Raw genomic sequence first — 26,599 nt, 5'->3', positions numbered from 1 at the left:
TATATTGTAGGTGAAAGGTTATTTTTTATACGATACTTAACATGCGTTCTAATGATTGTTTCGCAAAATGCGATGTTTCTTTATCTACTTTAATAATATTTGATCGATCTCCGGCAATGATTTTATCTAAGCACCATGCGAGATGAGGTAAGTCAATTCTATTCATAGTTAAGCATGAACACATAAGTGGATTAAGTGATTCAATTGTAATATCTGTATAAGTCTCTTTTAAACGTTGTACGAGGTTCATCTCAGTACCAATCACCCAATGAGAACCTTTCGCCGCATTTTTTATTTTGTCGATTATATATTTAGTTGAACCTGCATAGTCTGCCATTTGTACAATATCAAATTGACACTCTGGATGTACAATAACATTCACGTCTGGATCTTTTTTTCTCGCTTGATCTATATGAATGGGGTAGAACTTTTCATGAACAGAGCAATGTCCCTTCCATAAGATGATTCTAATATCTTCATCACGACCGTCGAAGTCTAGTTTCTTTTGTATTGGATCCCAGACGGCCATTTCCTCAAGTTTAATACCTAATTTATAAGCTGTATTACGACCTAAATGTTGATCAGGTAAAAATAATATACGTTTATCTTGATCTAAAGCCCATTGAATCACGCTGTCAGCATTACCACTTGTTACACAAGAACCACCATTTTCTCCGACGAATTTTTTGATTGCAGCAGTCGAGTTCACATAAGTAAGCGGGAGAATATTATCACCTAAACGATTCGTTAATATATCATAGCCATGGAGCGTTTGTTCAATATTTGCCATATCTGCCATAGAGCAACCTGCAGATAAATCAGGTAAGTAAATATCTTGATTATCGTCAGTTAAGATGTCGGCAGTTTCAGCCATAAAATGCACACCATTAAAGACGAAATATTGAGCCTTTGTATTCTCTTTACAAATACGTGCAAGTTCAAGAGAATCTCCCATAATATCAGCAAATTGAGCAACTTCATTTTTTTGATAGTGATGCGTTGGCATAAATAAACGATCACCTAATGAAGCTTTAATGGATTTGATTTTGTCTTCAAGTTCTTGATGAGACATTTTTATGTACTTTTCAGGAATAGATTGGGCATTCTCAATTGTAAGATTAAACATTTATATAACCACCTTTGCAGAGATATCTAATGCATGTTGCTCATAAAATAACGAACCTATAGAAATATAATCGACACCCGTTTCAGCGTAGTCGACAACATTTTTAATATTGATATTACCGGATGCTTCAGTTTGTATATGTTCAGGCACTTTCGCGATATGTGCTTTTATCCATTCCGGTTTGCAATTATCAAACATAATGATATCCACATTGGATAAAATGGCTTCATCTAAAGCACGTTCATCTTCAATTTCTATTTCGATTTTATCCATTGGTCCGATATGTTGTTTAGCTTTAGCAACAAGTTCGCGAATCGATGAACTGAAACTGATATGGTTATCTTTTAACATTAATCCGTCATTAAGCGTTCGACGGTGATTATAGCCACCACCAATAAATACTGAATGTTTCTCGAACATACCTAATCCTGGCGTTGTCTTTCTCGTATCTACAATTTTGACATTTGTATGCTGAACTTTTTGGACGATTTCATGTGTAGCTGTAGCGATACCGGACATTCTTTGAATTAAATTTAAAGTGATGCGTTCCATCGTTAGGAGTGTCGAAATGCTACCTTCAATAACAGCGAGCTTCTGACCCTTCTCTATGAATGTACCGTCTTGAACGAACAAAGTGGTCGTAATAGCATCATCAATGAGTTTAAAACTTTCTTGAATGATCATTTCACCACAAAATATGCCTTCTGATTTACTTAAAAGTGTTAATGTACCTTGTTGAGTGGCATCGAATAAACTTGATGACAAATCACCATAATGGTTGTCCTCAAGGTAAAATTGTTTGAGTTTTTCTTGGACGTATAACTTGTTTAGCATGAATTGAATCCTCCATTAGTATTTCGATATCAGTATGTTGTAGTGTTGGTTCAGTATTTGGATAATCTAATCTGTAGTGGACACCGCGTGATTCTGAACGGCTTAAAGCTGATATTGAGATCATTTCTAAAGTCTTTACTTCTATATATTTCTGCCAATCTGATTGAGTCCATTCAGTTAAATTCATCGCATTGCTTAGACAATCTTGTATTGAATTTAAGTAAGCTGTGATGTCTGGACCATTACGCTCTATACCTAACACTTTAAAAGTTTGTTGACGAAGACCTTGTAAGTCTTCATCACTTATTTTAGGAATCAGTCGTTGCTCATATTCGCTAACATGAATATCTCTTATTTCGGATTGATGAATAGCTTCTCCACAAAGATGTCCCATAACAAGAGCTTCAAGTAAGGAATTACTGGCTAAACGATTTGCACCATGAAAATTCGTATTACTCGCTTCCCCTATAACGTAAAAATGTCTCAAGTTCGTTCGACCATAAATATCTGTTTTTACGCCACCCATTGTATAGTGAGCACCAGGTGTAATAGGAATGAGATGATGCGCATATTCATCTGGAAAGTGTTCAATGACATTTTGATAAATCGTTGGAAATCTTTTAGAAAATGCTTCAACCTGTTCAATATTAATAAAGCATTGATGACCAAGTTGTTGTTGCTGAAAGATGGCTCTACTTGTCACATCTCTAGGAGCGAGACTGCCTAAAGGATGCTTATCTTTCATAAAGTGATCCCCAAGGCTATTGACTAAAATACCACCATGACCTCTTACTGCCTCGGAAACTAGACCGTATGTTTGTCCGGGCTTACCGAGTAAAGTGGGATGAAATTGAATCATTTCCATATGTCTTAATGGAATGCCGTGATGATGCGCGATAACATGACCTGAACTTATTGAACTGGACGCACTGGAATGCGTAGGGAATAAATTGCTGTAACCACCTGTAGCCAAAATGACATCATGGGCTATGATATCAAGTTGTTGTCCATGTTTATCAAGTGCACGTACACCACAAACAGCATGTTCTGTATCTTTCAACAAATCAATTACTTCAGTTTCTTCATAAATCTTAATATGCTTGGATGATAATTGATTCATCAAATGGTGCGTTAAATATTTCCCCGTTTGATCACCACCAATATGTAAAATGCGTGGTCGAGTGTGCGCACCTTCCATCGCAAAGTCTAAAACATGTTGATTTGTAATCGTATCAAAACTCAATCCATTTTGAATGAGTTGCTCGATATAACAATGACTATGTTGGATGATGGATTGTATGACATCAATATCTCCAAGTTCATTACCAGCTTTATACGTATCTACAAAATGCGCATGCCCATTGTCATGTTCGTATTGAGAACAACAAATCCCGCCTTGAGCTAGTGAACTGTTATGTTTATTTAGTTTATCTTTCGTAATGCAATAAATTTCAGTTTGCTCATTAAATGACTGTATAGCTGCTAATGCAGCGATGCCAGAACCTACTACAATGACTTTTCTCAAAGTTTACACCTTACTTTACATATATGTTATCATTTTATATACAATATATTGACACAATGAAACGTAAATAACAAGAGGGGGGATTATAATTGATTTATTTAGATAATGCATCAACTACGAGGATTGATAGCCAAGTGATGGATGTCTATCAAGATATACAGCGCGAAGCATATTACAATAGCGAAAGTTTACATATAGGTGGTATACATACTAGACAGTTGTTGGATGAGTGTAAACAATTTATAAAGGATTACTTTTCAACAGATAAAGAAGTGATTTATACAAGAAGCGGTTCTCATGCAAATGAAATTGCGATACATAGCTTTTTGAAAGAGCAGGAAAGCGGTAAAGTACTTGTATCACCTTATGAACATCCCTCTATACATGCCGCTTTAGAAGTTTATCAAGATAAATTTGAAATGATTATGTTGCCTTTAGACAATAATGGAGAAATAGATTTAGAACATACGACTGACTTCATGACAGATGATGTCGTGCTCATCATTGCACAACATGTTAATTCTGAGACTGGATACATATTACCTGTTGAAGCATTGAGTCAAATTGCACAGGATTACAATATTCCAATGCATGTTGATGGCGTACAAGCAGTTCATAAATTAAATGATATTAATGTAAAATTGTTCAGTTCATACACTTTTTCAGGACATAAGTTTCACGGTACAAAAGGTTCGGGTGTGTTAATGATGAATCATGAATATGTAAAGCCGTTAAATCAACATTATTTTCATGAAATGTATACACAAAATGGTACAATAGATTCACCAAGTATTATCGCGATGACAAAAGCATTATCAATGTCACCTAGTATTGACGAGATGCATACTTTACAACAATACTTCATCGAACAATTAAGTGACTTATCATTTACACCAATTGTTTACAAAGCGCAAGCACCACATATTATTGCAGTATTAACACCGATATATGAAGGACAATATATTATGCAATATTTGTCGAATAGAAATATATGTGTTTCAACAGGCACTGCATGTGGTCATGGCGCATTGTTAAGTAGTGGTTTACAAGTTAAAATAGATTCAATACCTGAGAAAACGTATGACCAATATATACGTTTATCTATTGGAAAATTTACGACTAGAAATGACATAGATACTTGTTTGCACCATTTAAAAACAGCTATAAGAGGAGATCAGTGAAATGAATAACCCTTTTAAAAGAAGAGAACAAATTTTACAATTACTCGAATCTTCAGATGAACCGATTAGCGGTAAACAACTGAGTCAACAATTCGATATTTCGAGACAGATTATTGTGAAAGATATTTCTATATTGAAATCACAAAATTATAATATTGATTCAACAAGTCGTGGTTATGTTGTTAATAATGTACAATGCGGTAAAAGATATAAACGTGTCATTGTTTGCCAACATGATAATGACCGAATGGAAGAAGAGTTAAAGTTAATATTGGATAACGGGGCAATGATTGATGATGTTGCGATTGATCATCCAGTGTATGGCAGTATTAAAGCGGATCTAATGATTGAAACGTACGAAGATTTATCTAAATTTATAAGCGAAATGGAAAAGTTTGAAGGACAAATGTTAGCACATTTAACAGATAACCTTCATTTACATACAATTTCTGCACACACTGAAAAGATTTTAGACAATGCTGTAAGGGACTTGAAAGAACATCATTTTATTATAGAATAACTAACAATATACCTCCGTATAATTTTTCATAAAGTAAAATTATACGGAGGTAAATTATTTAGATATATTAAAAAGAAAAATTAGAATTTTTTGAATTCTTACTACTATTTTATGGGAATATGTATATAATGTATATAGATTAGATAAATAAGGGGGATTTTTAAAAGTGAATTTATTTATGAAAAAGTTATCAGTTGCTTCATTAAGTGCTCTGATTGCACTACCTGCATTTGCTACTCAAGCATCTGCAAATAGTGTCGCACCAAATGAAGACAGGTTACTCGAAACATTAGAAAAAGAAGGCGTCATTGAATCAACCGAAACACCTGAACAGAAAAATGAAAAAATCAGAGAGTATATGGATGGCAAAGGTGAACAATATCACCAAAAATACATACCGAATAAAGGACTTTTTGATAAGAAGTACAACAAGGGGAATAATGGTAAGCGTCAAGGACAGATGAATAAGAATCAAAAAGAAATGTATAAAAAGAAAAACAACGGTAAACGTGTTGATAATGTTGAAGAAGAAAAATATAAAGGTAAAGTACGACAAGATAAAGTGTTAGTACTAGCGATGGAATTTCCAGACTATCCACACAATTCAATTAAAAAAGATGAAACGGATATGTACTATGATGATTATACAGTTTCGCATTTTCAAGATATGGTATTTGGAGAAAATGGTTATAAAGGTCCAAATGGCGAGAATTTAATGAGTATGAAACAGTATTACAAAAACCAATCTGGTGGTAGTTATGATATAGATGGAAAAGTGCACGGTTGGTATAAAGCTAAACATCCTGCAAGTTATTATGGTGGAAATGTGCCAGACGAAAGTGGCAGTGATGGTAAACCGAAAGAATTGATTAAAGAAGCGCTAGAACAAGCAGCGAAAGATCCAGATATTAATTTAAGCGATTATGATCAATGGGATCGTGATGATATTGATGGTGACGGCGTTTATGATGAGAAAGATGGTATTATCGATCACATTATGATTGTACATGCAGGACCTGGTGAAGAATCAGGTGGCGGTAAATTAGGAACAGATGCTATTTGGTCACATAGATGGTCACTTGATATTGATGATAAAGGTGAACCTTATACAATTCCAGGCACTGATTCTGGGCTTGATCAATTTGATGGGAAATTAGCAGCAATTGATTACACAGTTCAACCTGAAGATGGAGCAGCAGGTGTGTTCTCTCATGAATTCGGACATGATTTAGGATTACCAGATGAATATGATACTGAGTATTCAGGTAAAGGTGAACCTGTTTCATTCTGGTCTATTATGTCATCAGGTAGTTGGGCAGGTACTGTTCCAGGTACTGAACCGACTGGATTTGATCCATACATGAAAGAAATGCTTCAACAATTACATGGTGGTAATTGGCAAACAGGTAATGAAATCAACGCATCTGAATTTAAAGGTGAAACGTCAGAACTTATAGATGAAGCATCTACTAAAGGAACAAACAATGATGCAATTAAAGTTAAGCTCCCTGACAAATCTACTTTAATTCAAAAACCATTTCAAGGTAAGAAAGCATATTGGAGTGGCGCAGATGATGATTCACAATATTCAATGGAAACAGCATTAGATTTAAGTTCTGCTAAATCAAGTAAGCTGAAATTTAAGACTTGGTATGATATAGAACAAGGATTTGACTATGGTTACGTTCAAGTATCTACAGACGATGGTCAAAATTGGGAAAACGTAGCAGGTAATATTACGAACAATGATGATCCATCAGAGAGTGGTCAGAACCAAGGAAATGGTATTGATGGTCAGTCTGAAGGATATGTAAATGCTAAATTTGATTTATCAAAATACGATGGCAAAAAAGTAAAATTAAGATTCTTATATGTAACAGATAAATTTGAAACAAACCCAGGTTGGTTTGTCGATAAAGTTAGAGTAACTTCAGAAGATGGACAAAAAATCTTCAGTGATAATGCAGAAAATAAAGCGAAATTTGATTTACAAGGCTTTGAACAAAGTGATGGCAATAGATATGATGAGAACTACTATTTATTACAATGGAGAAACTTTACAGGACCAGATAAAGGATTACAACACATTAAACGCGGTGGCGGAACAATGTCTTACAACAAAGGTTTAACAGTTTGGTACGTTGATAAGAGTTTCTCAGATAACAACGTAAGTTCACACCAAGGACAAGGTTTCATAAGCGTTGTAGATGCTGACCAAAATGCATTGAATTGGAAGAAAAAAGGAGTAGCTGATGATCCAGCAACAACACAATTCCAAATTAGAGACGCAGCATTTAGTTTAGATCACCAACCTAAATTAAAATTGAAAAACGAAGACGGCTATAAATTACATGATAATAAAACGAAGAAAAATCCTGTATTCGATGATAGTCAAGATTACTCAAACCAAGGACAAAAAGATGCGGGTGTATTATTACCGAATAATGGCTTGAAATTTGAAGTATCAGCAAAAAGTAAAGACAACTCAGTAGGTAAAGTGAAAATTACAAAATAAATATGAATCTTATAACAGGAACGCCAAGGGGTGTTCCTGTTTTTTTGAAAATTAATCAATTACTTAACCACTCAACCTGTTTAATTTTCATTCATAGTAAATATAACCTATAATAAAGGTGAATTTAATCTAATGAAAAGGGTGATTATTGTGGATGTAAGATTTCCGATTGGAGAATTAGAATTACCTGAAAAAGTAACAATGAATGATATTAATCAGTGGTTAGATGAGATTGGTAACTACGCAAATCGATTAAGAAAAGTTGTTGATGGATTAAACGATGAAGCATTAAAGAAAAAGTATAGAGAAGGTAGTTGGACAGTTAGACAGCTTGTCCACCATATAGCCGATTCTCAATTGAATATGTATCAACGTTTGAAGATTGCTTTAACCGATGATAGAAAGCCGACAATAGTTGGATTTGATCAAGAAAAATGGATTGAATTACCAGATAATGAATTACCTATCGAATGTTCTCTTAGAATGTTAGAAGGTATAAACGAACGGATTGTTGCAGTAGGACGAAGTTTGTCTGAAGAACAGCTGAAACGCGCATTCATTCATGAAGATAATGGTGAAACAACAGTAGCTTTTAAAATTGCGAAATTATCATGGCATGAAGAACATCATTTAGCACATATTAAATTAGCTTTAAATAATTAATCACATTACCGCCCAAATAATATTTGGGCGGTTTTTTATATAAAATACAATAGTGTTTAGATTTTTTTATCAAACATATTAAAGTGGAATAATCTTATTATAAGTTACATTTAATTCCATAATTGGTGTATTATTGTAAGTAGATATACAATTATGGGGGGATTTGTTGTGGAATTTGTAAATTTGGAAGTTGAGGAATTTGATTTATTTGTGAAGGGGCATTTTTCGCATTATACGCAATCGGCTGAACAATATAATTATCGAAATCTTACAAATGCCGACTGTCATTTAGTTGGGGTAAAAGACAGTCAGCAAAATATCATTGCTGCATGTTTATTAACAGAAGCACAGTCTTTAAAGTTCTTTAAATATTTCTATAGTCATAGAGGTCCGGTAATGGATTACAACAATATAGAGCTTGTTAATTTTTTCTTTGAGAATTTAACTAAATATTTAAGAAAAAGAAATTGTTTATTTGTACTTGTAGATCCATATGTTATTGAGAATATTAGAAATCATAGTGGAGAAATTTTGAAGTCGAATAATAATCGGGCTTTGATTCATAATTTGGATAAACTCGGTTACAAGCATGAAGGATATAGCATAGGTTATTCAGATAAACGACAAATTAGATGGATTTCGGTATTAGATCTTAAAAATAAATCTCTAGATGACGTCTTAAATGATATGGAATATAAGACAAGACGAAATATTAAGAAGACTGAAGAGATGGGTGTGAAAGTACGAGAGTTACCAGTTTCAGAAGTGAGTTTATTTTACAGTTTATTTCAAATGGCAGAAGAAAAACACGGCTTTTCTTTTAGAGATGAAGCGTATTTCAAAAAAATGCTAGAAATGTACAAAGGTAAATCATGTATAAAGCTTGCTTATATAGACTTGAATGATTATATTAGTAATTTGATTTTTGAGAAAGAAAAATTAAATATAGAAAGAACAAGTATCGAAGAAGCTTTAAAAGAAAGTCCAAATTCTAAAAAGAATAAGACGAGAAAGCAAGAAAATGAGAAAAAGCTAAATAGTATTGAAGGAAAAATAAAAGAAAGCGAAATTTTAAGAGGTATAGAAGGTGACATACTTAATTTAGCAGCAGCACTCTATATTTATAATGACCATGAAGTGTACTATTTATCTAGCGGATCTAATCCTAAATTTAATAGATTTATGGGAGCATACAAACTTCAATGGGAAATGATTAAATTTGCTAAAGAACACCATATAGACCGTTATAACTTTTATGGTATTACGGGTGATTTTACAGAAAACGCAGAAGATGCGGGTGTTATTAAATTCAAAAGTGGATTTAATGGGCATGTAGAAGAATTAATTGGTGATTTTATTAAGCCTATCCGACCAGTATTTTATAAATTATATAAACTTTTGAATAGATCGTAAAATCTAGCAAAGAAGCCGTCCAAAAATTGGACGGTTTTTTTGTATATTAGAATAAGGTTATTAATATTCTGAAAATTTTTAAAATAGTCTATTGCGAATATTTATAAAAACGCTTACAATTATAAAATACAATAGAGGGGGTACTACAACATGAATTTGGCAATACTTGGATTTATAATGGTTATCATTTTTATGATTCTCATTATGAGCAAAAAGATGTCAGCTTTAGCAGCATTAATTATAGTGCCAACAGTTTTCGGACTGATTGGGGGATTCTATTCTAAATTAGGCGAATATATGGTGGATGGACTATTAACAGTAGCACCAACGGGTATTATGCTCGTATTCGCAATTTTATACTTTGGGGTTATGATTGACGCAGGATTATTTAATCCTGTTATTGAAGCAATTATGAAAGCTGTTAAAGGTGATCCAGTTAAGATTACAATTGGAACAGTTGCTTTAGCATCACTAGTTGCGTTAGATGGAGATGGCACGACAACGTTTATTATTACCGTTACGGCTATGCTGCCTTTATATAAGAAAATGGGCATGAATTTATACATATTATCAACGTTAGCATTGCTATCTATTGGTGTTATGAATATGACGCCATGGGGTGGTCCAACTGCAAGAGCGATTTCTTCTCTACAGTTAACGACTGAAGAAGTATTTACACCGATTATTCCAGTAATGATAGCTGGTATATTATTCGCTGTATTTGCAGCTTACGTATTAGGTGTTAAAGAAAGAAGAAGAGTCGGTATTAAAAATCATTTAAGTTTAACACTTGATGAAATGCATAATTCTAATGGTACAGATGAAGATGAAAAAGCATTATTAAGACCAAAAATTGTTATTGTTAATGCACTTTTAACTATATTATTACTAATCGCATTGATTACAGGTTTCTTACCAATTCCAGTATTATTCATGATTGGTTTTGCGACTGCATTACTAATCAATTATCCAAGCCTTGAAGTGCAATCTGAATTAATTAAACGTCATGCAGGGAATGTATTAGCAGTTGTAGGTTTAGTGTTTGCTTCTGGAATTTTCACAGGGGTTATGAATGGTACAGAAATGGTAGATGAGATGGCAAAAGCATTAGTAAATGTTATTCCTGAATCAATGGGTAATCATTTCGCACTTATTACCGCAATATTAAGTATGCCATTCACATACTTTATGGCTAATGATCCATTTTATTATGGTATTTTGCCAATCTTAGCAGAATCTGCCCAACAATTCGGTGTCGCAAAAGCTGAAATGGCAAGAGCTTCAATACTCGGACAACCATTACACGTATTAAGTCCACTATACGCTGCCGGTTATTTATTAGTAGGTATGTTAGGCATAGATTATGGTACAAACCAAAAAGTTGTTATGAAATGGGCAATAGGTTCCTCAGTATTTATGATATTTGTTGCTGGGATAATAGGCGTTATTTCGTTTTAATAGAATGATCTAAGATTGAACAAACTCAGAAATCTAATTTATGGATTTCTGAGTTTGTTTATGGAATAAAGTATAAATATTCATACATTTAATATAAAAATTTTGCTATGATATATAAATAAAGAAATAATAAAATCTTAATATATAATTGTTTAAAACGAGGGATGGTTTATATGTTATACGGTAAAGATTTTGTTAATACACATAGCAAAGAATTTTCAAAAATTCTTGAAACAGAAATTAAAAATTTGCTGAAACCGGATGAGATATTATTATCTTTAACATTCTCAAGTAATAAGCATTCGTATTATGTAACATTGCTCAATACAGAATCACATCAATGGATTACATTTCGTATTAGTGATCATAAAAGAAAAGGGACACTTAAGTCACTTTATAGCGTTTATTATGATCGCTATAGAGATGTGGAAAGTATGATGAATAGCATCAAACAATATTTAAAAAGTGCGGCTTGGACTTATTTTAGTTATCATCATTATTTTGTACTAAAATCAGTTAGATCTATACCACATCATAGAAGTAAAATATTAGTCAAAATTCCTAAAGGAGATTATAAGCACTTTAAACATAAAGTAACATTTGAACAAGAAATTAATGAAGGAAAAATTTTTATCGAAGTAAAAGATATAGATAAATATACACAGAAAATTTTAAGGTCACTTTATGTACAAAATTTACTTGCAAGTGAATTATATGAGCATACGAGAAAGTCAGTTGTATATGTACGAAATTCCGGGATAAAGTTATTAGAGAGATTTGATTCATTATATTATCAGAAGTATGAAGATGATTTTTCAGAAACATTATATGAAAATTTTAAAGTACCTGAGAAACTTAACATTCAAAGTGATAAAGACAATGAAATACTACTGCAAATGGAGAATATTAAAGCATTTAGTCAGTATTACGTATATGGACTACTGGATAATGAACAAAATGCGCTTTTATACATAGGATATCACCAAGGAAATTTGACTGCACAGGATATTGATAAGATTCCTATCATCAATAGTCACAAACAATCAAAGGCATATATAGAAAATTCATCGTATATCACACCAGTCGTATTTATGACGGATATAACAGAAAGAGAAGCACAAATCACTGTAAAGACAATGCTCAATCAATATACAGTATTTAGTCCAGTCAATTATGGAGGGGTTGTATCCTATAATCAAATGTATAATTATACAAATGGATTTCAAGTGGACAACGATGAAATTAATGCAAAAATATATGGAGATTTCAATACAATCCAACATCATACAGATATTCAATATATTGATATTAATGAACTAGGGCACTATAACATACTCATTGTAAAGTTGCGCATAGATAGTAAAGAAAATAACATACCAGCATCATTAACGTATTCAACAACTTCAAAAACTATAAAAAAAGAAATCGTTACACGATTAGAAATCAGTGAAAAAGTAGCTAAAAAAGTCAATTATATTATCGGCATACATCCTTGTGATGGCAGAGTCGTTGCGGTATATAAAGTAAATAAAAATAAAAAAAGATATATGAAATTTAAAAACGATTCAGGCAAGTATAAATATATGTTTAACTTCTTTGCCATTACAGAGAAAGTTTCAACCATTAATAATATTAAACTGGTCAAAACGACAAATACTGTACTCACGAATTATCAATTTGTAGATCAAAACGGTAAAATGAAGCGGAGTAAACGAAAAGTAGTTTTTGTAAAAGGGAAATAATTTGAAAGTAACAGAAGTCTATTTATAAACTATTTTATTTACAAATTATAGGAGGTGCAGTATAATAAATGCATAACATAATTTCCATAGGCATCACCAAACCCCCTTACTACGTGACTAGTAAGGGGGTTTATTTAGTGACGGTTATTTTATACTAATGCTTTAAAGTTTTCTAAGCGGTTTGCTTTTTCTTCTTCGCTAATGTTGTGTGCTTTTACGTAACGGTTTCTTTCGTGTGATGCACATTCGTGTGAGCATGCACCAAGATATTTGTGTTCGTTCTCTTCTGTAACTAAGAATTGACGGTTACATTCTGGGTTACTACAGTTAATGTATCTTTCACATGGTGTGCCGTCGAACCATTCTTTACCGACTACTGTTTTTTCAACTTGGTTTACGTCTACGCTAATTCTTTCATCGAATACGTACATTTTACCGTCCCAGAATTCACCTTTAGTTTCTGGATCTTTACCGTAAGTTGCGATTCCGCCTTCTAATTGGCTAACATCTTCGAAACCTTCTTTTAATAAGAAGCCTGAGAATTTTTCGCAACGGATACCACCTGTGCAATAAGTGACAATTTTCTTATCCATAAATTGTTCTTTATTCTCTTTAATCCAGTCTGGTAAATCTCTGAATCTTGTAATATCTGGACGAATTGCACCGCGGAAGTGTCCTAAGTCATATTCGTAATCATTTCTTGCATCAATGACGATTGTATCTTCTTCTAATAAAGCTTCTCTAAATTCTTTTGGTGATAAGTAGTTACCAGTTAATTCTCTAGGATCTACATCTTCTTCTAAGTCTAATGCTACGATTTCTGGTCTTGGACGCACGTGCATTTTTTTGAAAGTATGTCCTTCTGCTTCGTCGATTTTGAATGTAATGCCTTCAAATCTTTCGTCTGCTTTCATTTGTTCCATGTATTTATCTGTGTCAGCTTTCGTACCTGAAAGTGTACCGTTAATACCTTCAGTTGCTACTAAAATACGTCCTTTAAGTTCAAGGTCTTTACAAAATTCTAAATGCTCTGCTGCAAAAGTTTCGGGGTCAGTAATTGTTGTATATTTATAAAACAATAGTACTCTATAATCCATTTTCTTATCTCCTCTAATTCTCTTTTTTTATTTATATGATATGTCAATTTGAATGTATCTAGTTGATATGGAACAATTTTGATATGAATGCACATTTTTATCCTCATTATATTGTATCAAAAAAGTTGCATTTTTCAATTGTTTGATTTTGTAAAATAATATGAAATCGTTTTTATCTATCGTTTAATGTGAGTTCGAGGTGGAAATGGAGTTATGTTGACTGTTATTTTTTGAGAAAGTTAAATTTGTAATTCGCCTTCTTTAATTTCTTTCGCGTAATTACCGAAATGGTTGTCTAATTTATCTAAAGTTGAAATGAAACTTGTAAATTCATCATCAGGTATTATTTTTAGTAAGTGATCTAAATTGCTAATACATATGTTGTTTAATTCTTTAATTTTTTCACGACCAACTTCTGTTATAAATACATGAATCTTTCTATTGTCTTCCTTGTCCATTTTCTTTTCTACGAAGCCTTCTTTAATTTGACCATTTAACAAACGACTTAAATTCCCTTTATCCATGTCTTGAGACTCAGCAAGTCCAGCTAATGTCATACCTTCATTTTCACTAATAAAATATAATAAGTTCAGGTAATTTAATGAGTAACCATTGTTATTAGCAACATGTCCACATAGAAATTTAAAATTAGTATTTAATCGTAAAAGCTTAGTTTTAAAATCTTGTAATAACTCTTGTCTCTCTATATTTTCCATATTGTATTCCTCCATTAAATTAATTTATGCATTAAGATTTTATCAAACTTTGATTAAATAAAAAAGTAAAATTTCGCAAATTGTATGGTAATGTTTAGTTGTTATGCACAATTAATTGTTTTTGAGTATTAATGTTATTCAAAAACAAAAAGAAGTTGAAAGGGAATTTAATCATTCCCAAATTCAACTTCTGATATTATTATTTCCAGCCTTTATGATTTCTGTACTTATGAAAAGCTGAAACATCGATATTTTGTTTTTCTGCCGTTTTAATAACTTGTCCTACATTTTTAAAGCCTAATAATTTAAAATAATCAATAAGTTGCTGTTTAGTTAATGTGTCAGTATCTTTATTAAGTAGAACAGCTAAATCTTGATCAGTGTGGAAAGGTAATCGCGTATCATCATGAAGCGTTAATCCATTTTGAGAATGTGTTTTAGCATCAGCATGATGAGAATCAGTAACACTAACCGCACCAAAACCTAGAATAACAGCAGATAAAGTAACAGGAATTAATTTTTTGAATTTCATATATAACCATCTCCAATCATTTGATAAGTTGATTATAATATATATATTTCCAAAAAATAGGCAGTTAAAAGTTATTTAATGATAGTTAAGAATGAGTTAAGAATTAGGGGAGAATAAATCCTTCTCCATTAATTTTGTTAAATCACCATCGTTATTTATTTCTACGCCGGTATCTACAAAGCCTAATTTAATATATAGTTCATATGCAATTTGATTTGGAATATCTACTAAGAGTGCAATGTGTTTTATATGTGGCATATGTTCTAATAAGTAATGATTGAGTTGTTGCAAGCTTTGTTTTGCATAGCCTTGTCTTAAATAGCGTTTATCTGTTGATAATGATCTTACAAAAATTGTGGATTCATCTGGTGTTGAAAAGTACTTTGTAAATTCGCTATGTTCATGCAAGACGAAGAATACAGCCAGTTTGTCATCTTCTGATAATCCCAATATGCAATGTCTATTTTTATTTTGTGCTGCCAGTTCAATATTTTCTTTCGGTGTTTTTGTAAACTGAAGTTGTGAATGATCCATTTGATATGACTGCACTTTATTATAATAATTGTCGTTATATGCAATTAATTTCATAGTAAACCTCCAATTTGATTTCTAAATTAAAATAACTCTTTTATGTCTGTTAAATTATTGTTTGTATTTTATCATAATTTAAATAACCTTTTTCAAAAGAAAACAAAGTTTAAATTGACATTTTTTTACAATGTGTAATAATAAATTTAAAATTCTAGTGGGGGATAAGATATGTCGGAGTTGAAAGGGATACCAGAATCTATGCTAATACCGATTGCTGTTAAGGCAAAAGAGACTTTAAGTGATATGCCAATTATTAATGATCCTTTATCTGTTAAAATAATAAAAGAAATAGACAATCCTGTGCTTGATACATATGTGGATTGGCTAACGCAGCTTGGTATTAGTATTAGGACAGAAATTTTAGATGAAATTGTGATTAATTTTATTAAAGATTCTAATCATCCATTTATTATTAATATTGGATGCGGATTGGATACGCGTCTCAGTCGCTTGAAATTGAACAAGATACCATGGATTGATATTGATGTACCTGAAAGTATAAATCTTAGAAGACGATTTTTTAATGAAACATATTTTTATAAAATGATTAATAAGTCTATGTTTGATTATACTTGGATTGATGATGTTAAACGTAATGTACATTTTAAAGAAGATAGTGATATTTTAATAATATTTGAAGGTGTGTTAATGTATTTTGAGAAAGTAGAAATTGAAGCTTTGTATAAAGAGATTGCTCAGTCATTTGATAAGCATCATTTAGTAATTGCTTCTGAATTTTGTTCAAAGTTTATGACTAAACATACAAATAATCATCCATCTGTCTCTAAACTTTCTAGTAAACCATTATTTAAGTTTGGTTATAATAATGTCGCAGAGTTAAAAGATATTTTGCCAGGAAGTTGGAAAGTTGTTAAAGAATATAATTACTTTGATAGATACTCACATAGATGGCGCTATTTGAAATGGTTTAAGTATATAGTCTATCTTAAAAATCGATTTAATAATAAAATTGTAATAATCAAAAACACTTAATATAAAAGTGTAGTGGGAGTTGGCTATGGAAACGATATATTTAGCAGGCGGTTGTTTATGGGGCGTACAAGCTTTTGTAAAGACGTTACCTGGTGTAATTGAGACAGAAGCGGGTAGAGTGAATGGAAGTAGCCGTACACTTGAAGGTGATTACGATGGTTATGCAGAATGTGTAAAGACTGTATTTGATCCTGCAATCGTTAGTGTAGAAGATTTGATGGCATACTTGTTTGAAATTATAGACCCATATAGTGTGAACAAACAAGGTGAAGACGTTGGGTTGAAATATCGAACAGGAGTCTATAGTGAAGAAGACCATCATTTAGAAGCTGCACGCCAATTTATAGCAAATAGAAGTGATGCAGACCGAATTGCAGTTGAGGTTAAAGCATTAGAGAATTATGTACGAAGCGCAGAAGAACACCAAGACCGTTTAGCAAAATGCCCAGACGATTATTGCCACATTTCCCAAGAAATGATGAATAAATATAAATAAAGAGGTATTTGAGATGGGTCCAGAGGCGCTGTATTTATCAAGATTGACCAAACAAGATAAATAGAGGCGTTGTATTTATCAAGACTGGCCAAACAAGATAAATATGAGTGTTGTATTTATCAAGACAGACCAAACAAGATAAATAGGGGCGTTGTATTTATCAAGATTGACCAAACAAGATAAATAGAGGCGCTGTATTTATCAAGACAGGCGAAACAAGATAAATAGGGGCGTTGTATTTATCAAGACAGGCGAAACAAGATAAATAGAGACGTTGTATTTATCAAGACAGACCAAACAAGATAAATATGAGCATTGTATTTATCAAGACAGACCAAACAAGATAAATATGAGCATTGTATTTATCAAGACTGATCAATCTAGATAAATAGGGGCGCCGAATATTGCAAGACAGCCCTAACTAGCAACATAGAGGCGCCGAATATTGCAAGACAGCCCTAACTAGCAACATAGAGGCCTTGAATATTGCAAGACGACCATAACTAGCAACATAGAAGCGTCGAATATTGCAAGACGCCGCTGACTAGCAACATAGGGGCGCCGAAAATTGCAAGACCGCCATGACTAGCAACATAGGGGCGCCGAAAATTGCAAGACGGCCATGACTAGAAACATAGAAGCCCTGAAAATAGCAAGAAAGCCCTAACTAGCAACATAGGGGCGCCGAAAATTGCAAGACAGCCCTAACTAGCAACATAGAGGCGCCGAAAATTGCAAGACAGCCCTAACTAGCAACATAGGGCCGCCGAAAATTGCAAGACGGCCATGACTAGCAACATAGAGCTCTCGAATATTGCAAGACGTCCGTGACTAGCAACATTCGCCACGGTTCCCCATATACTATTCCACAAAAAAGCTAGGACTTGTTCAAAGTCCTAGCTTTTCTCATTTTATTGTCCGTGATAAATACTAAAGTTCAGTGGCTTAATGCCATTGCTTGACCACTCATTGTATATTTTTTGTTTATTTCTATCGTTTTCTACAATTGTGATACCGCAGTCGCCGCCGCCAGCTCCTGATGTTTTACTTGCGCCACCGTATGATTCTCCGATATCGCATAATTTTTTAAGATGTGGTGTTTCGATATCTATTGTAGCGAATGAATCTAAATATTGTATAACGGTACGATTCTTTCTAATTGTATCTTGAACACCTTGTATATTGTTTGTCTTAAATGCTTTAATAAGTTGTTCGACATATTTCTGTGATTGATCTAAAAATTGTGTATATATTGTTGGGTCTGCTTTTAAGCGTTTGACTTCACTTACTAAATGATGTGAAGAAGCGGGTGAGCCTGTCCAACCGATTAATACTTCCATATGCTCTGGTGCTTGAAGTGGTTCGATGTGTAAGCCTGGCCAGTTTTTATAAAGGACATCCATTACAGATGTTTCTTCTATTTGTTGTTTAACCCAAACGTGATCAAAAGTGCTATAGACTAACCAACCTGTATAAACACTTACTGCAATATCACCGCAAGAACTTAAACTTTGTAATTTCATATTAGCGATAACAGCTAATTTATAAATAAATAAATTTGATAATTGTAAGTTATAGAATTCGTTTAGAGCTTTGATAACAGATACTAATACGGCTGCACTAGAACCTAAACCATATTTATGACCGGATGCATCATCAAGGTTACTATCAATCGTTAAGTTATAATGTCTTAATGTGACATTGGAACTTTTAGCAAATTGTTCAAAGACTTCTATAGCTTGTGTAATATATTTAAGCTGATCTGCAGCATCATTATCAGAAATGATGATTTTGTCTTGTTCTCTTGTAAATGTAATCGGCTCATGATGTAAAGTCTTAGAATGGATAAATCCTGATGATGAATTCGTATCTTCAATTGTTGCCGTCACAAATCGATCAACTGCAATTAAGACAGATTTATATCCAGGCTCTGTTACTGCATATTCTCCAGCAATATACAGCTTTCCTGGCGCTTTGACTTGAATCATTATATCTCTTCCTTACTCAATAATTTCAATTCCTGTGTTTGTAATATCACTCGCAATAACTTGTTCTTTATTAAAAGATTTAAGTAAAGCGTCTATTATAAATTGCTGGTTTTTCTTTTCGACTAATATTTTAACATTTGGACCTGCATCCATTGTAAAATAGCACGGATATCCAGCTTTTCTACATTGATGTACAATATCCATAACTTCATAACTTTCTGGTACTAAGTATGTGAAAGGTGGCTGTGCACCTAAATTAGTAGCGTGCATGCGTAAGCCATTTTCTTCGATGACTTCACCTAAATGTTTGAAGTCTTTATTACGAATGGCTTCTTTAACTGATGCAATATCTTCATCAACATGATCTAACCAATATTGGTAGAAACGAGAAGTGTCTCTCGTATGGGACATACCTGAACGACTAGATACTTTTTTAGATTGGTTATTGATGACCACAAATACCATTGATAAATTTTCTTCCCAACCTTGTGCATCAATTGAGTGTGCATATGACGTTTCGTCGTCATGACCTTTTTCCCATTCAGCAAATCCACCAAAAATACTTCTAGAAGCTGAGCCTGAACCTCTTCTAGCTAATCTTGATAAATCTTTATCAGACATATTCAAGTTAAGTGCTTCGTTACAAGCTGCAGCAAGGGCTGCAAATGCGCTTGCTGATGAAGCAAGACCTGCTGCTGTAGGAACATAATTGACACTTTCAATATAAGCATAGTGTGAAGTATGACTACGTTCTCTTACAAGGTTCATAAACTGATAAATTTTCTTCGATTGTTCTTCGTTTACTTCTTCACCATTTAGAACGAGTATATCTTTCGTGTATTCAGGACTAAATGTCACTTTTGTTTCTGTATAAAATTTATCAAGCGTAACGGATAAGCTATTATTCATGGGGATGATCAGTGATTCATCGGCTTTTCCCCAATATTTAATTAAAGCAATATTTGTGTGCGCGCGGGCTTTACCACTCATATTCAATCTCGTTAACCTCCTAAATTTTCAATCCAAGTATGATGAGCACCGAATTTTTCAGCACTTGTTGCAATTTTTTCAGCAATGTCGAGATTTTGAGCGAGTACAATCATGCTACCACCACGGCCGCCGCCTGTTAGTTTACCAGCAGTTGCACCTTGTAATTTACTTATTTCAAGTAATGCTTCAATATTGTCATGACTAACTGTTAACTTGCGTAAATTTTCTTGTGCACGTTCAAATACGTGTGCTAATTTTGTGAAATCATGATGTTCGATTGCTTCATTAGCATCATATACGAGCGTACCAATATGCTCTATATATTGCATATATTGTTCATTATGATCACATAATTGGTGGACATCTTCGACTGCTTGTTTAGTAGAACCTTGAACACCTGTATCAATCACGACCATATAGCCGTTTATGGATAGTGGTTTTAAAGTTGTTACTTTTCCTTGTTGGAACCATACTGGTTTATTAGAGACAATCGTTTGAGTATCGATGCCACTCGGTTTGCCATGTGCGATTTGTTCTGCCCAATTCGCTTCTTCTATTAATAATTCGTCAGAAAGAGGCTCTCCTATATAATCATAACTTGCTCTTACAAAGGCGATAGCCATAGCAGCACTGGAACCTAATCCTCTTGAAGGGGGAAGATTTGTTTCGAATTTAACATTTATAGGCTCTTCAATATGATGTTTATCGATAAATCTTGAAATAACAGATTTAATATGTTCAGGAGCTGATAGTAACGTTCCTTCATATACATCACTATTAATATATGAAGTATCACCAGCGTTAAGAGACTGGATCGTTACTTTCACTTTACCTGTTGTAAATGGAATCGCTATTGCTGGTTGTCCAAAAGTAACAGCATGTTCTCCTATTAAAATAACTTTCCCATTTGCTTCCCCGTATCCTATTTGTGCCATATTTTCAATCACCTTTAGTATTTCTTATTTTATTTTTGTTAAACACTTTATTATTATAAAGCTCTGTCACCATATATTCAAAAACTTTAACTAATTAATGTGTAATTATTACAATTTTTAATGAAATTGATAGCTATTATGACCTTTTGCAAAGCCTTTCGCTGTAAATAACCAAGAATCGCCACCACGTTCTATATCATTGGCACAAATGATTAATTGATTTGTACCTGGTATAAATGCAGGATGTGTCGATCTTAACATATGCCCTTGATCGCGACCTGGCATTAATATTTGTCCGATAGGGTAACCACTTTTGTTAAAGACAAGTACTCTACCTTGACCATACATAGCAACATAAAGGTTATCGTCACTATCAATACAACAAGAATCAGGACCTTCATGACCTGTAAAATGATATGGAATAGATGCACCAAATGGTTCAATTGTCACACCGTCTTCTTCTAGTGAAATACGATGTAATCTATTCGCATTTGTTTCAGTTACCCATAGTACACGTTCATCTGTACTTAATGCAATCCCATTTGCTACTGCGATATTTTGAATAATAGGTGTAATTGTTTGATGATCTGGTGAAACATAATATACGCCACCAAGTGGATTTGTAGAGTATCCTCTAAAATCAGTAAAGTAGAATCCACCTTTACTATCAAATACTAAATCATCAACGCAATATTCTGTATCGATATCTGAAACGATACTTTGTGGATTTTTGCCGTCTGCATCAGTCGCAAAAATACCTCCAGAACTTTTGAAGTCACCTAAATAAGACATATATAATCGTCCGTCTTTATGTATTTTAACAGAAGCCGGGTTAGTTTTCTCAGATTTAAATACTGTATTAACTTTTTTCTCAGGTAAATCAACGCGGAAAATAGTCCCGCCAAATACTTCGCATAAGAATAGATTATGATTTCTATCAAAGCATAAACCTTCTAATTGAAGACCTTCATCAGAAATTTTGAGCCAGGGTTCAGCTGTTACAGTTTGCAAGTGTTGTTCATGCGCAAGTAGTGGGACAGCACTTTTTGAAGCTTCCGTATAATATAAAGATGGTATATGTTGATCAGCCATGATAATCTCTCCTTTAAGTTGTACAATATAGAAAAGTACACATGTACTTTAAAGATGTGTTTAATATATATCTTTAATATTATCACTTTTAACTTACAATGAAAATGAATATTAAATTGCGAAAAATATGAATGATGTAAAAGAAATTATAAACATATAAAAAACAGCTTTTCGAGAAGAGGAAAAGCTGTTTTTCTGATTAAGCTTTAATTGATTTCGTGCGTTGTTCTACATATGTCTGTAATTCTGGAGACAATACATAGCTGACTGATTTTAAATCAGATACGTTTGATGCATTCAATAAATTAGCAATGACATGCATTTGTTCGATAAATTGTTTCATATGTTCAATTGTATCTTCTACGCCATAAGCATCTAAATATTTGAGAACATATCCAGATAAGCCAACAGCTTCTGCACCTAGTACAAGAGATTTAATGGCATCGAGTGGGTTTTTAACGCCACCACTAGCTAATATATGAATATCTGCATTTAATAATTGTGCTTCTAATAAGCTTTGAACAGTACTTTGTCCCCATTGATTTAAGAATGCCATATCTTTTAATGGTCTTCTTTGATTTTCAATGTCCGCAAAATTCGTACCGCCTCTACCACTAACATCTACATATTGAATACCAATATCTTTAACTTTTTGAATCGTTTCAGCACTCATACCGAAACCAACTTCTTTGATGATCACAGGTATATCAATATTATCTTGAATTTCTTGAATGTTTGTTAGCCAATTTTCAAATTCAGTATCACCTTCAGGCATTATCAGTTCTTGAGGTGCATTGACGTGAATTTGTAGGGCGTCAGCATTTAGAAGTTCTATAGATTTCTTAGCTTTTGCATATTCAATATCTGCTCCGACATTACTGAATATTAAACCTTCAGGATTTTCGTCACGTACTACTGTGAAACTTGATTCAGCGTTAGGGTCTTTTAGGGCTGAATGTGTAGAACCTACTGCCATAGGTATGTTACAAGCTTTAGCTATTTGCGCTAACTCTTTGTTAATAGTTGCCGCTCTTTCACTTCCACCCGTCATCGCATTGATATAAATAGGGTATTTAAACGTGAAATGCGGAAATTTTACTGATAAATCAATTTGATTTTTATTAATAGAAGGAATGGATTGATGTATAAGCTGTACTTTATCAAAATCAGTACTAACTGGTGAATACGTATCTAATGCCAGCTGAATATGTTCATTCTTCCTTTTGCTTCTTAATGAGTCGTCCATTCATTTATCCTCCGTGCGTCTATATGTTTAATGATATATTTTATCTTAATACACATTATACCAGTTGTATAATTGAATATAAACTAAACATTGTTATACATTCCGCTTCAAAATCTTTTTCCAAATGGTAGAAAAATAAGGCAATCAATTTATGCTAATATAATACTATACAAATATACATAAAATGGAGGAGAATCGTTATCAAATTTAAAAAACTTACTTTAATTTTAATTTGTACATTATTATTAAGCGGTTGTACTTTACCAGGCTTAGGTGGCGCATCGTCTGATACAGTGAAAATTACGGCGCTTGCTACAAGCGAGTCTCAAATCATGGCGCATATGATTCGCTTACAAATCGAGCATGATACAAAAGGACAAGTAAAACCGATAATTGTAAATAATCTTGGTTCTGCGGTAATTGAACATAACGCGATATTAAATGATAATGCGCAAATATCCGCAACAAGATATACAGGTACTGATTTAGTAGGTGCTTTAAACTCTGAACCCATTACAAATACTAAAAAAGCTGAGAAAGCTGTTAAAACAGGTTTTCAAAAGAAATTTGATCAAACATTTTTTGACTCATATGGATTTGAAAATACCTTCGCATTTACAGTCACTAAAGATACAGCTAAAAAGTACAATTTAAAAAAAGTTTCGGATTTAGCTAAACATAAAGATGAATTAAGAGTAGCAAGTGATCCTACATGGATTAAGAGAAAAGGGGACGGCTATCCAGCTTTTTCAAAGGCATACGGATTTGAATTTAAAGATATTAGAACAATGCAAATCGGACTCGTATATGATGCATTGAAGAATAAAAGCATTGATGCCGCACTTGGGTATACAACAGATGGAAGAATAGCTGCTTATGATTTAGTGACACTAGAAGATGATCGTCACTTCTTCCCACCATATGACGCCAGCCCTTTAGCAACAAATGAATATTTGAAACATAATCCAAAAGCTAAAAAATCAATAGAAAAATTGGTTGGGAAAGTATCTACTGAAAAAATGCAAGAATTGAATTATCAAGCAGACGGCCAAAAAGAAGAGCCCGCTATAATCGCAGAAAAATTCCTTAAAGCACATCACTATTTTGAATAGTTAATATAGTAAAAAGCAGGAACCACAAGTGAGGTTCCTGCTTTTTCATTAATACTCTATTTATTAAGCCCATCCTCTGAATCGTGTTGCTTCGGCTGTACGTCTAACACCTACAACATAAGCTGATAATCTCATGTCTAGTTTTCTCTTTTGTGAAATGTCATATACTTTGTCAAAAGCTTCGACAATCTTAGTTTTTAATAACTGATTCACTTCTTCTTCAGACCAATAAAGTCCTTGATTGTTCTGTACCCATTCAAAATATGAAACAGTTACACCACCAGCACTGGCAAGTACATCGGGAATTAAAAGGACATCATTTTCTGTCAGAATACGAGTTGCTTCTTGTGTTGTAGGACCGTTAGCCGCTTCTGCTACTATACTTGCTTTAATATCTCCTGCATTTTGTGCGGTGATTTGGTTTGCTAAAGCTGCGGGTACTAAAATGTCACAATCAATTCCAAATATATCTTCGTTCGGAATAATGTTATCAAATAGAGGTGTGATTCTACCGTGTTCTTTACGAAGCTCTAATAAATGATCAATATCTAAACCTTCTGGATCATATAAAGCACCACGACTTTCTGAGATACAGACAATTTTTGCACCTTTATCATGGAGGATTTTAGCAATAAAGCTACCAGCATTACCAAATCCTTGTATAACAACTTTTGAACCTTCGATATTAATATGCTTACGCTTAGCCGCTTCTTCAATCGTAATTACAGCACCTAAAGCTGTTGCTTGTTCGCGACCTAGTGAACCGCCTAAAGAAATGGGTTTACCTGTAATGAAATTTGGCGCGTTAACTTTATGCATAATACTATATTCATCCATCATCCAAGACATGATTTGAGCATCCGTATATACATCGGGTGCAGGGATATCTTTAGTAGGTCCAACGATTTGAGCAATTGCTCTAACATATCCACGTGACAATCTTTCTAGTTCGTTTTGACTCATGCTATGAGGGTCACATTGAATGGCACCTTTACCACCACCATAAGGTAAGTTAACGAGACCACATTTTAAAGTCATCCACATAGATAATGCTTTTACTTCATTTTCATCTACATCAGGGTGGAAGCGGACGCCACCTTTAGTAGGTCCCACTGAACTATTATGTTGAGAGCGATATCCTGTAAAAGTTTTTACAGATCCATCGTCCATTTTAACTGGAATACGAACTCTTAAAAATCTAGCAGGTTCTTTAATCAATTCAAAAAGACCTTCATCGTACCCTAATTTATATAAAGCTTGTTCAATTATATTTTGTGTAGAAGTTACAAGATTGCTATTTTCACTCATGATTGACGCTCCTTTGTTGGTTAAAATAAAGTCTAAAAAAAACATATTAAATAAAATCATAATACAAATGAAAATGGTTTTCAATAAAATAAACTGAATTTACTAAAAATTCAAATATGTATAATGATAAAATTTGATGTATTTTAATGTAGTGAGTGTAAGTAGTTGGTAGTAATTGGAAGACATGATATAATTCAATTACGAGCATATACAAATATAATGAAACCATTATATTTACTAGTGTGAATGAATCTTGGACAAATGAATTTTTGTCCAAGATTCTTCTTTTTTATATAAATGAAGAGGTGTAGAAAAGAGATTCATGAAATCATAGTGTATATTTTATAAATTGAGTAATGAGTGGAATGAGAATATTGGCTGGGATGTGAGTTAAAGAGGCAGTAAACTCACAAGATCGCAAAAGATGTGAGTTAAAGTCGGAGTAAACACACGTGATTGCCGCAGATGCGAGTTAATACCCTAGTAAACTCACAAGTTCCACAAAAAACCAATTCTATCCCACATC

Annotated in this window: 23 protein-coding genes; 10 read left to right on the top strand and 13 right to left on the bottom strand. The window is 33.2% G+C overall.

Translation table 11 applies throughout. From position 1 onward, the window contains the following. Positions 1 to 25 precede the first annotated feature (25 nt). From nadA to LQ677_RS09495, 3 genes are read right to left on the bottom strand one after another with little or no spacing between them, the layout of a single operon-like run. Positions 26 to 1,126 carry a quinolinate synthase NadA gene (gene nadA / locus LQ677_RS09505; RefSeq protein ID WP_239748738.1) on the bottom strand — a complete coding sequence of 367 codons (1,101 nt, stop codon included), beginning with the start codon at positions 1,124 to 1,126 and terminating at the stop codon, positions 26 to 28. Further along, the gene (gene nadC, locus LQ677_RS09500; protein WP_159316062.1) at positions 1,127 to 1,960 is read right to left on the bottom strand and encodes a carboxylating nicotinate-nucleotide diphosphorylase; all 834 of its coding nucleotides are present in this window, start codon (positions 1,958 to 1,960) and stop codon (positions 1,127 to 1,129) included. It abuts the gene before it with no gap. Next, a complete protein-coding gene (locus LQ677_RS09495) occupies positions 1,911 to 3,485 on the bottom strand; it encodes an L-aspartate oxidase (protein WP_239748737.1) in 1,575 nt (524 codons plus the stop codon). The genes nadC and LQ677_RS09495 overlap by 50 nt, the downstream gene beginning before the upstream one ends. Positions 3,486 to 3,574: 89 nt before the next feature. Between LQ677_RS09495 and LQ677_RS09490 the strand changes: the two genes are divergently transcribed. The 7 genes from LQ677_RS09490 to LQ677_RS09460 all read left to right on the top strand — a co-directional run bounded on the left by LQ677_RS09490 (position 3,575) and on the right by LQ677_RS09460 (position 12,977). Beyond that, the gene (locus LQ677_RS09490) at positions 3,575 to 4,666 is read left to right on the top strand and encodes a cysteine desulfurase family protein (RefSeq protein WP_239748736.1); all 1,092 of its coding nucleotides are present in this window, start codon (positions 3,575 to 3,577) and stop codon (positions 4,664 to 4,666) included. A gap of 1 nt (position 4,667) precedes the next feature. Beyond that, on the top strand, positions 4,668 to 5,186 hold the full coding sequence (locus tag LQ677_RS09485) for a transcription repressor NadR (RefSeq protein ID WP_126476565.1): 519 nt from the start codon (positions 4,668 to 4,670) through the stop codon (positions 5,184 to 5,186). 178 nt (positions 5,187 to 5,364) lie between these two features. Then, positions 5,365 to 7,701, top strand: a complete 2,337-nt coding sequence (locus LQ677_RS09480; RefSeq protein WP_126476590.1) for an immune inhibitor A domain-containing protein — start codon at positions 5,365 to 5,367, stop codon at positions 7,699 to 7,701. A 150-nt stretch (positions 7,702 to 7,851) separates the two neighbouring features. Continuing rightward, entirely contained in the window at positions 7,852 to 8,364 is a 513-nt protein-coding gene (locus LQ677_RS09475; RefSeq protein ID WP_058612126.1) for a YfiT family bacillithiol transferase, read from the top strand. A 168-nt stretch (positions 8,365 to 8,532) separates the two neighbouring features. Further along, the gene (locus LQ677_RS09470; protein ID WP_126476564.1) at positions 8,533 to 9,777 is read left to right on the top strand and encodes an aminoacyltransferase; all 1,245 of its coding nucleotides are present in this window, start codon (positions 8,533 to 8,535) and stop codon (positions 9,775 to 9,777) included. Positions 9,778 to 9,927: 150 nt separating this feature from the next. Continuing rightward, positions 9,928 to 11,235 carry a CitMHS family transporter gene (locus LQ677_RS09465; RefSeq protein ID WP_037589187.1) on the top strand — a complete coding sequence of 436 codons (1,308 nt, stop codon included), beginning with the start codon at positions 9,928 to 9,930 and terminating at the stop codon, positions 11,233 to 11,235. 173 nt (positions 11,236 to 11,408) lie between these two features. Then, complete coding sequence (locus tag LQ677_RS09460) at positions 11,409 to 12,977, top strand: hypothetical protein (protein WP_204188233.1); 1,569 nt, start codon at positions 11,409 to 11,411, stop codon at positions 12,975 to 12,977. A gap of 149 nt (positions 12,978 to 13,126) precedes the next feature. Here LQ677_RS09460 and trhO read toward each other — a convergent pair whose 3' ends face one another. The 4 genes from trhO to LQ677_RS09440 all read right to left on the bottom strand — a co-directional run bounded on the left by trhO (position 13,127) and on the right by LQ677_RS09440 (position 15,910). After that, positions 13,127 to 14,074 (bottom strand): oxygen-dependent tRNA uridine(34) hydroxylase TrhO, encoded by a 948-nt coding sequence (gene trhO / locus LQ677_RS09455; protein ID WP_037589192.1) that lies wholly within the window; start codon positions 14,072 to 14,074, stop codon positions 13,127 to 13,129. Positions 14,075 to 14,313: 239 nt separating this feature from the next. After that, positions 14,314 to 14,790, bottom strand: coding sequence for a MarR family winged helix-turn-helix transcriptional regulator (locus LQ677_RS09450; protein WP_037589193.1), 477 nt, complete (start codon positions 14,788 to 14,790; stop codon positions 14,314 to 14,316). A gap of 199 nt (positions 14,791 to 14,989) precedes the next feature. Then, a complete protein-coding gene (gene spn, locus LQ677_RS09445; protein WP_126476562.1) occupies positions 14,990 to 15,322 on the bottom strand; it encodes an SPIN family peroxidase inhibitor in 333 nt (110 codons plus the stop codon). A 96-nt stretch (positions 15,323 to 15,418) separates the two neighbouring features. Beyond that, positions 15,419 to 15,910, bottom strand: coding sequence for a GNAT family N-acetyltransferase (locus tag LQ677_RS09440; protein WP_204253224.1), 492 nt, complete (start codon positions 15,908 to 15,910; stop codon positions 15,419 to 15,421). A gap of 171 nt (positions 15,911 to 16,081) precedes the next feature. Between LQ677_RS09440 and LQ677_RS09435 the strand changes: the two genes are divergently transcribed. Both LQ677_RS09435 and LQ677_RS09430 read left to right on the top strand, forming a co-directional pair. Beyond that, the gene (locus LQ677_RS09435; RefSeq protein ID WP_159316047.1) at positions 16,082 to 16,906 is read left to right on the top strand and encodes a class I SAM-dependent methyltransferase; all 825 of its coding nucleotides are present in this window, start codon (positions 16,082 to 16,084) and stop codon (positions 16,904 to 16,906) included. Positions 16,907 to 16,931: 25 nt separating this feature from the next. After that, positions 16,932 to 17,402: a peptide-methionine (S)-S-oxide reductase gene (locus LQ677_RS09430; protein ID WP_196307683.1), complete on the top strand. Its 471-nt coding sequence runs from the start codon at positions 16,932 to 16,934 to the stop codon at positions 17,400 to 17,402. A gap of 911 nt (positions 17,403 to 18,313) precedes the next feature. On the opposite strand, the gene LQ677_RS09425 is transcribed toward LQ677_RS09430, so the two are convergent. The 5 genes from LQ677_RS09425 to fni form a co-directional block, all read right to left on the bottom strand. Then, a complete protein-coding gene (locus LQ677_RS09425; RefSeq protein WP_037589206.1) occupies positions 18,314 to 19,390 on the bottom strand; it encodes a phosphomevalonate kinase in 1,077 nt (358 codons plus the stop codon). Positions 19,391 to 19,402: 12 nt separating this feature from the next. Next, a complete protein-coding gene (gene mvaD / locus LQ677_RS09420) occupies positions 19,403 to 20,386 on the bottom strand; it encodes a diphosphomevalonate decarboxylase (RefSeq protein WP_239748735.1) in 984 nt (327 codons plus the stop codon). Positions 20,387 to 20,391: 5 nt separating this feature from the next. After that, positions 20,392 to 21,315 (bottom strand): mevalonate kinase, encoded by a 924-nt coding sequence (gene mvk / locus LQ677_RS09415; protein ID WP_239748734.1) that lies wholly within the window; start codon positions 21,313 to 21,315, stop codon positions 20,392 to 20,394. A 117-nt stretch (positions 21,316 to 21,432) separates the two neighbouring features. After that, a complete protein-coding gene (locus LQ677_RS09410; protein WP_037589209.1) occupies positions 21,433 to 22,407 on the bottom strand; it encodes an SMP-30/gluconolactonase/LRE family protein in 975 nt (324 codons plus the stop codon). 199 nt (positions 22,408 to 22,606) lie between these two features. Beyond that, positions 22,607 to 23,653 carry a type 2 isopentenyl-diphosphate Delta-isomerase gene (gene fni / locus LQ677_RS09405; protein ID WP_037589210.1) on the bottom strand — a complete coding sequence of 349 codons (1,047 nt, stop codon included), beginning with the start codon at positions 23,651 to 23,653 and terminating at the stop codon, positions 22,607 to 22,609. Between the two features lie 200 nt (positions 23,654 to 23,853). Here fni and LQ677_RS09400 point away from each other — a divergent pair, with 200 nt between their 5' ends. Then, complete coding sequence (locus tag LQ677_RS09400) at positions 23,854 to 24,765, top strand: osmoprotectant ABC transporter substrate-binding protein (RefSeq protein ID WP_196308041.1); 912 nt, start codon at positions 23,854 to 23,856, stop codon at positions 24,763 to 24,765. Positions 24,766 to 24,828: 63 nt separating this feature from the next. Here LQ677_RS09400 and LQ677_RS09395 read toward each other — a convergent pair whose 3' ends face one another. After that, a complete protein-coding gene (locus LQ677_RS09395) occupies positions 24,829 to 26,073 on the bottom strand; it encodes a Glu/Leu/Phe/Val family dehydrogenase (RefSeq protein ID WP_107576772.1) in 1,245 nt (414 codons plus the stop codon). Between the last annotated feature and the right edge of the window lie 526 nt (positions 26,074 to 26,599).

The sequence above is a fragment of the Mammaliicoccus sp. Q-M61 genome (assembly GCF_022386055.1).
In the GTDB taxonomy this organism is placed as follows: Bacteria; Bacillota; Bacilli; order Staphylococcales; family Staphylococcaceae; genus Mammaliicoccus; species Mammaliicoccus sciuri_A.
This window is presented reverse-complemented; position numbering and strand designations above follow the sequence as displayed.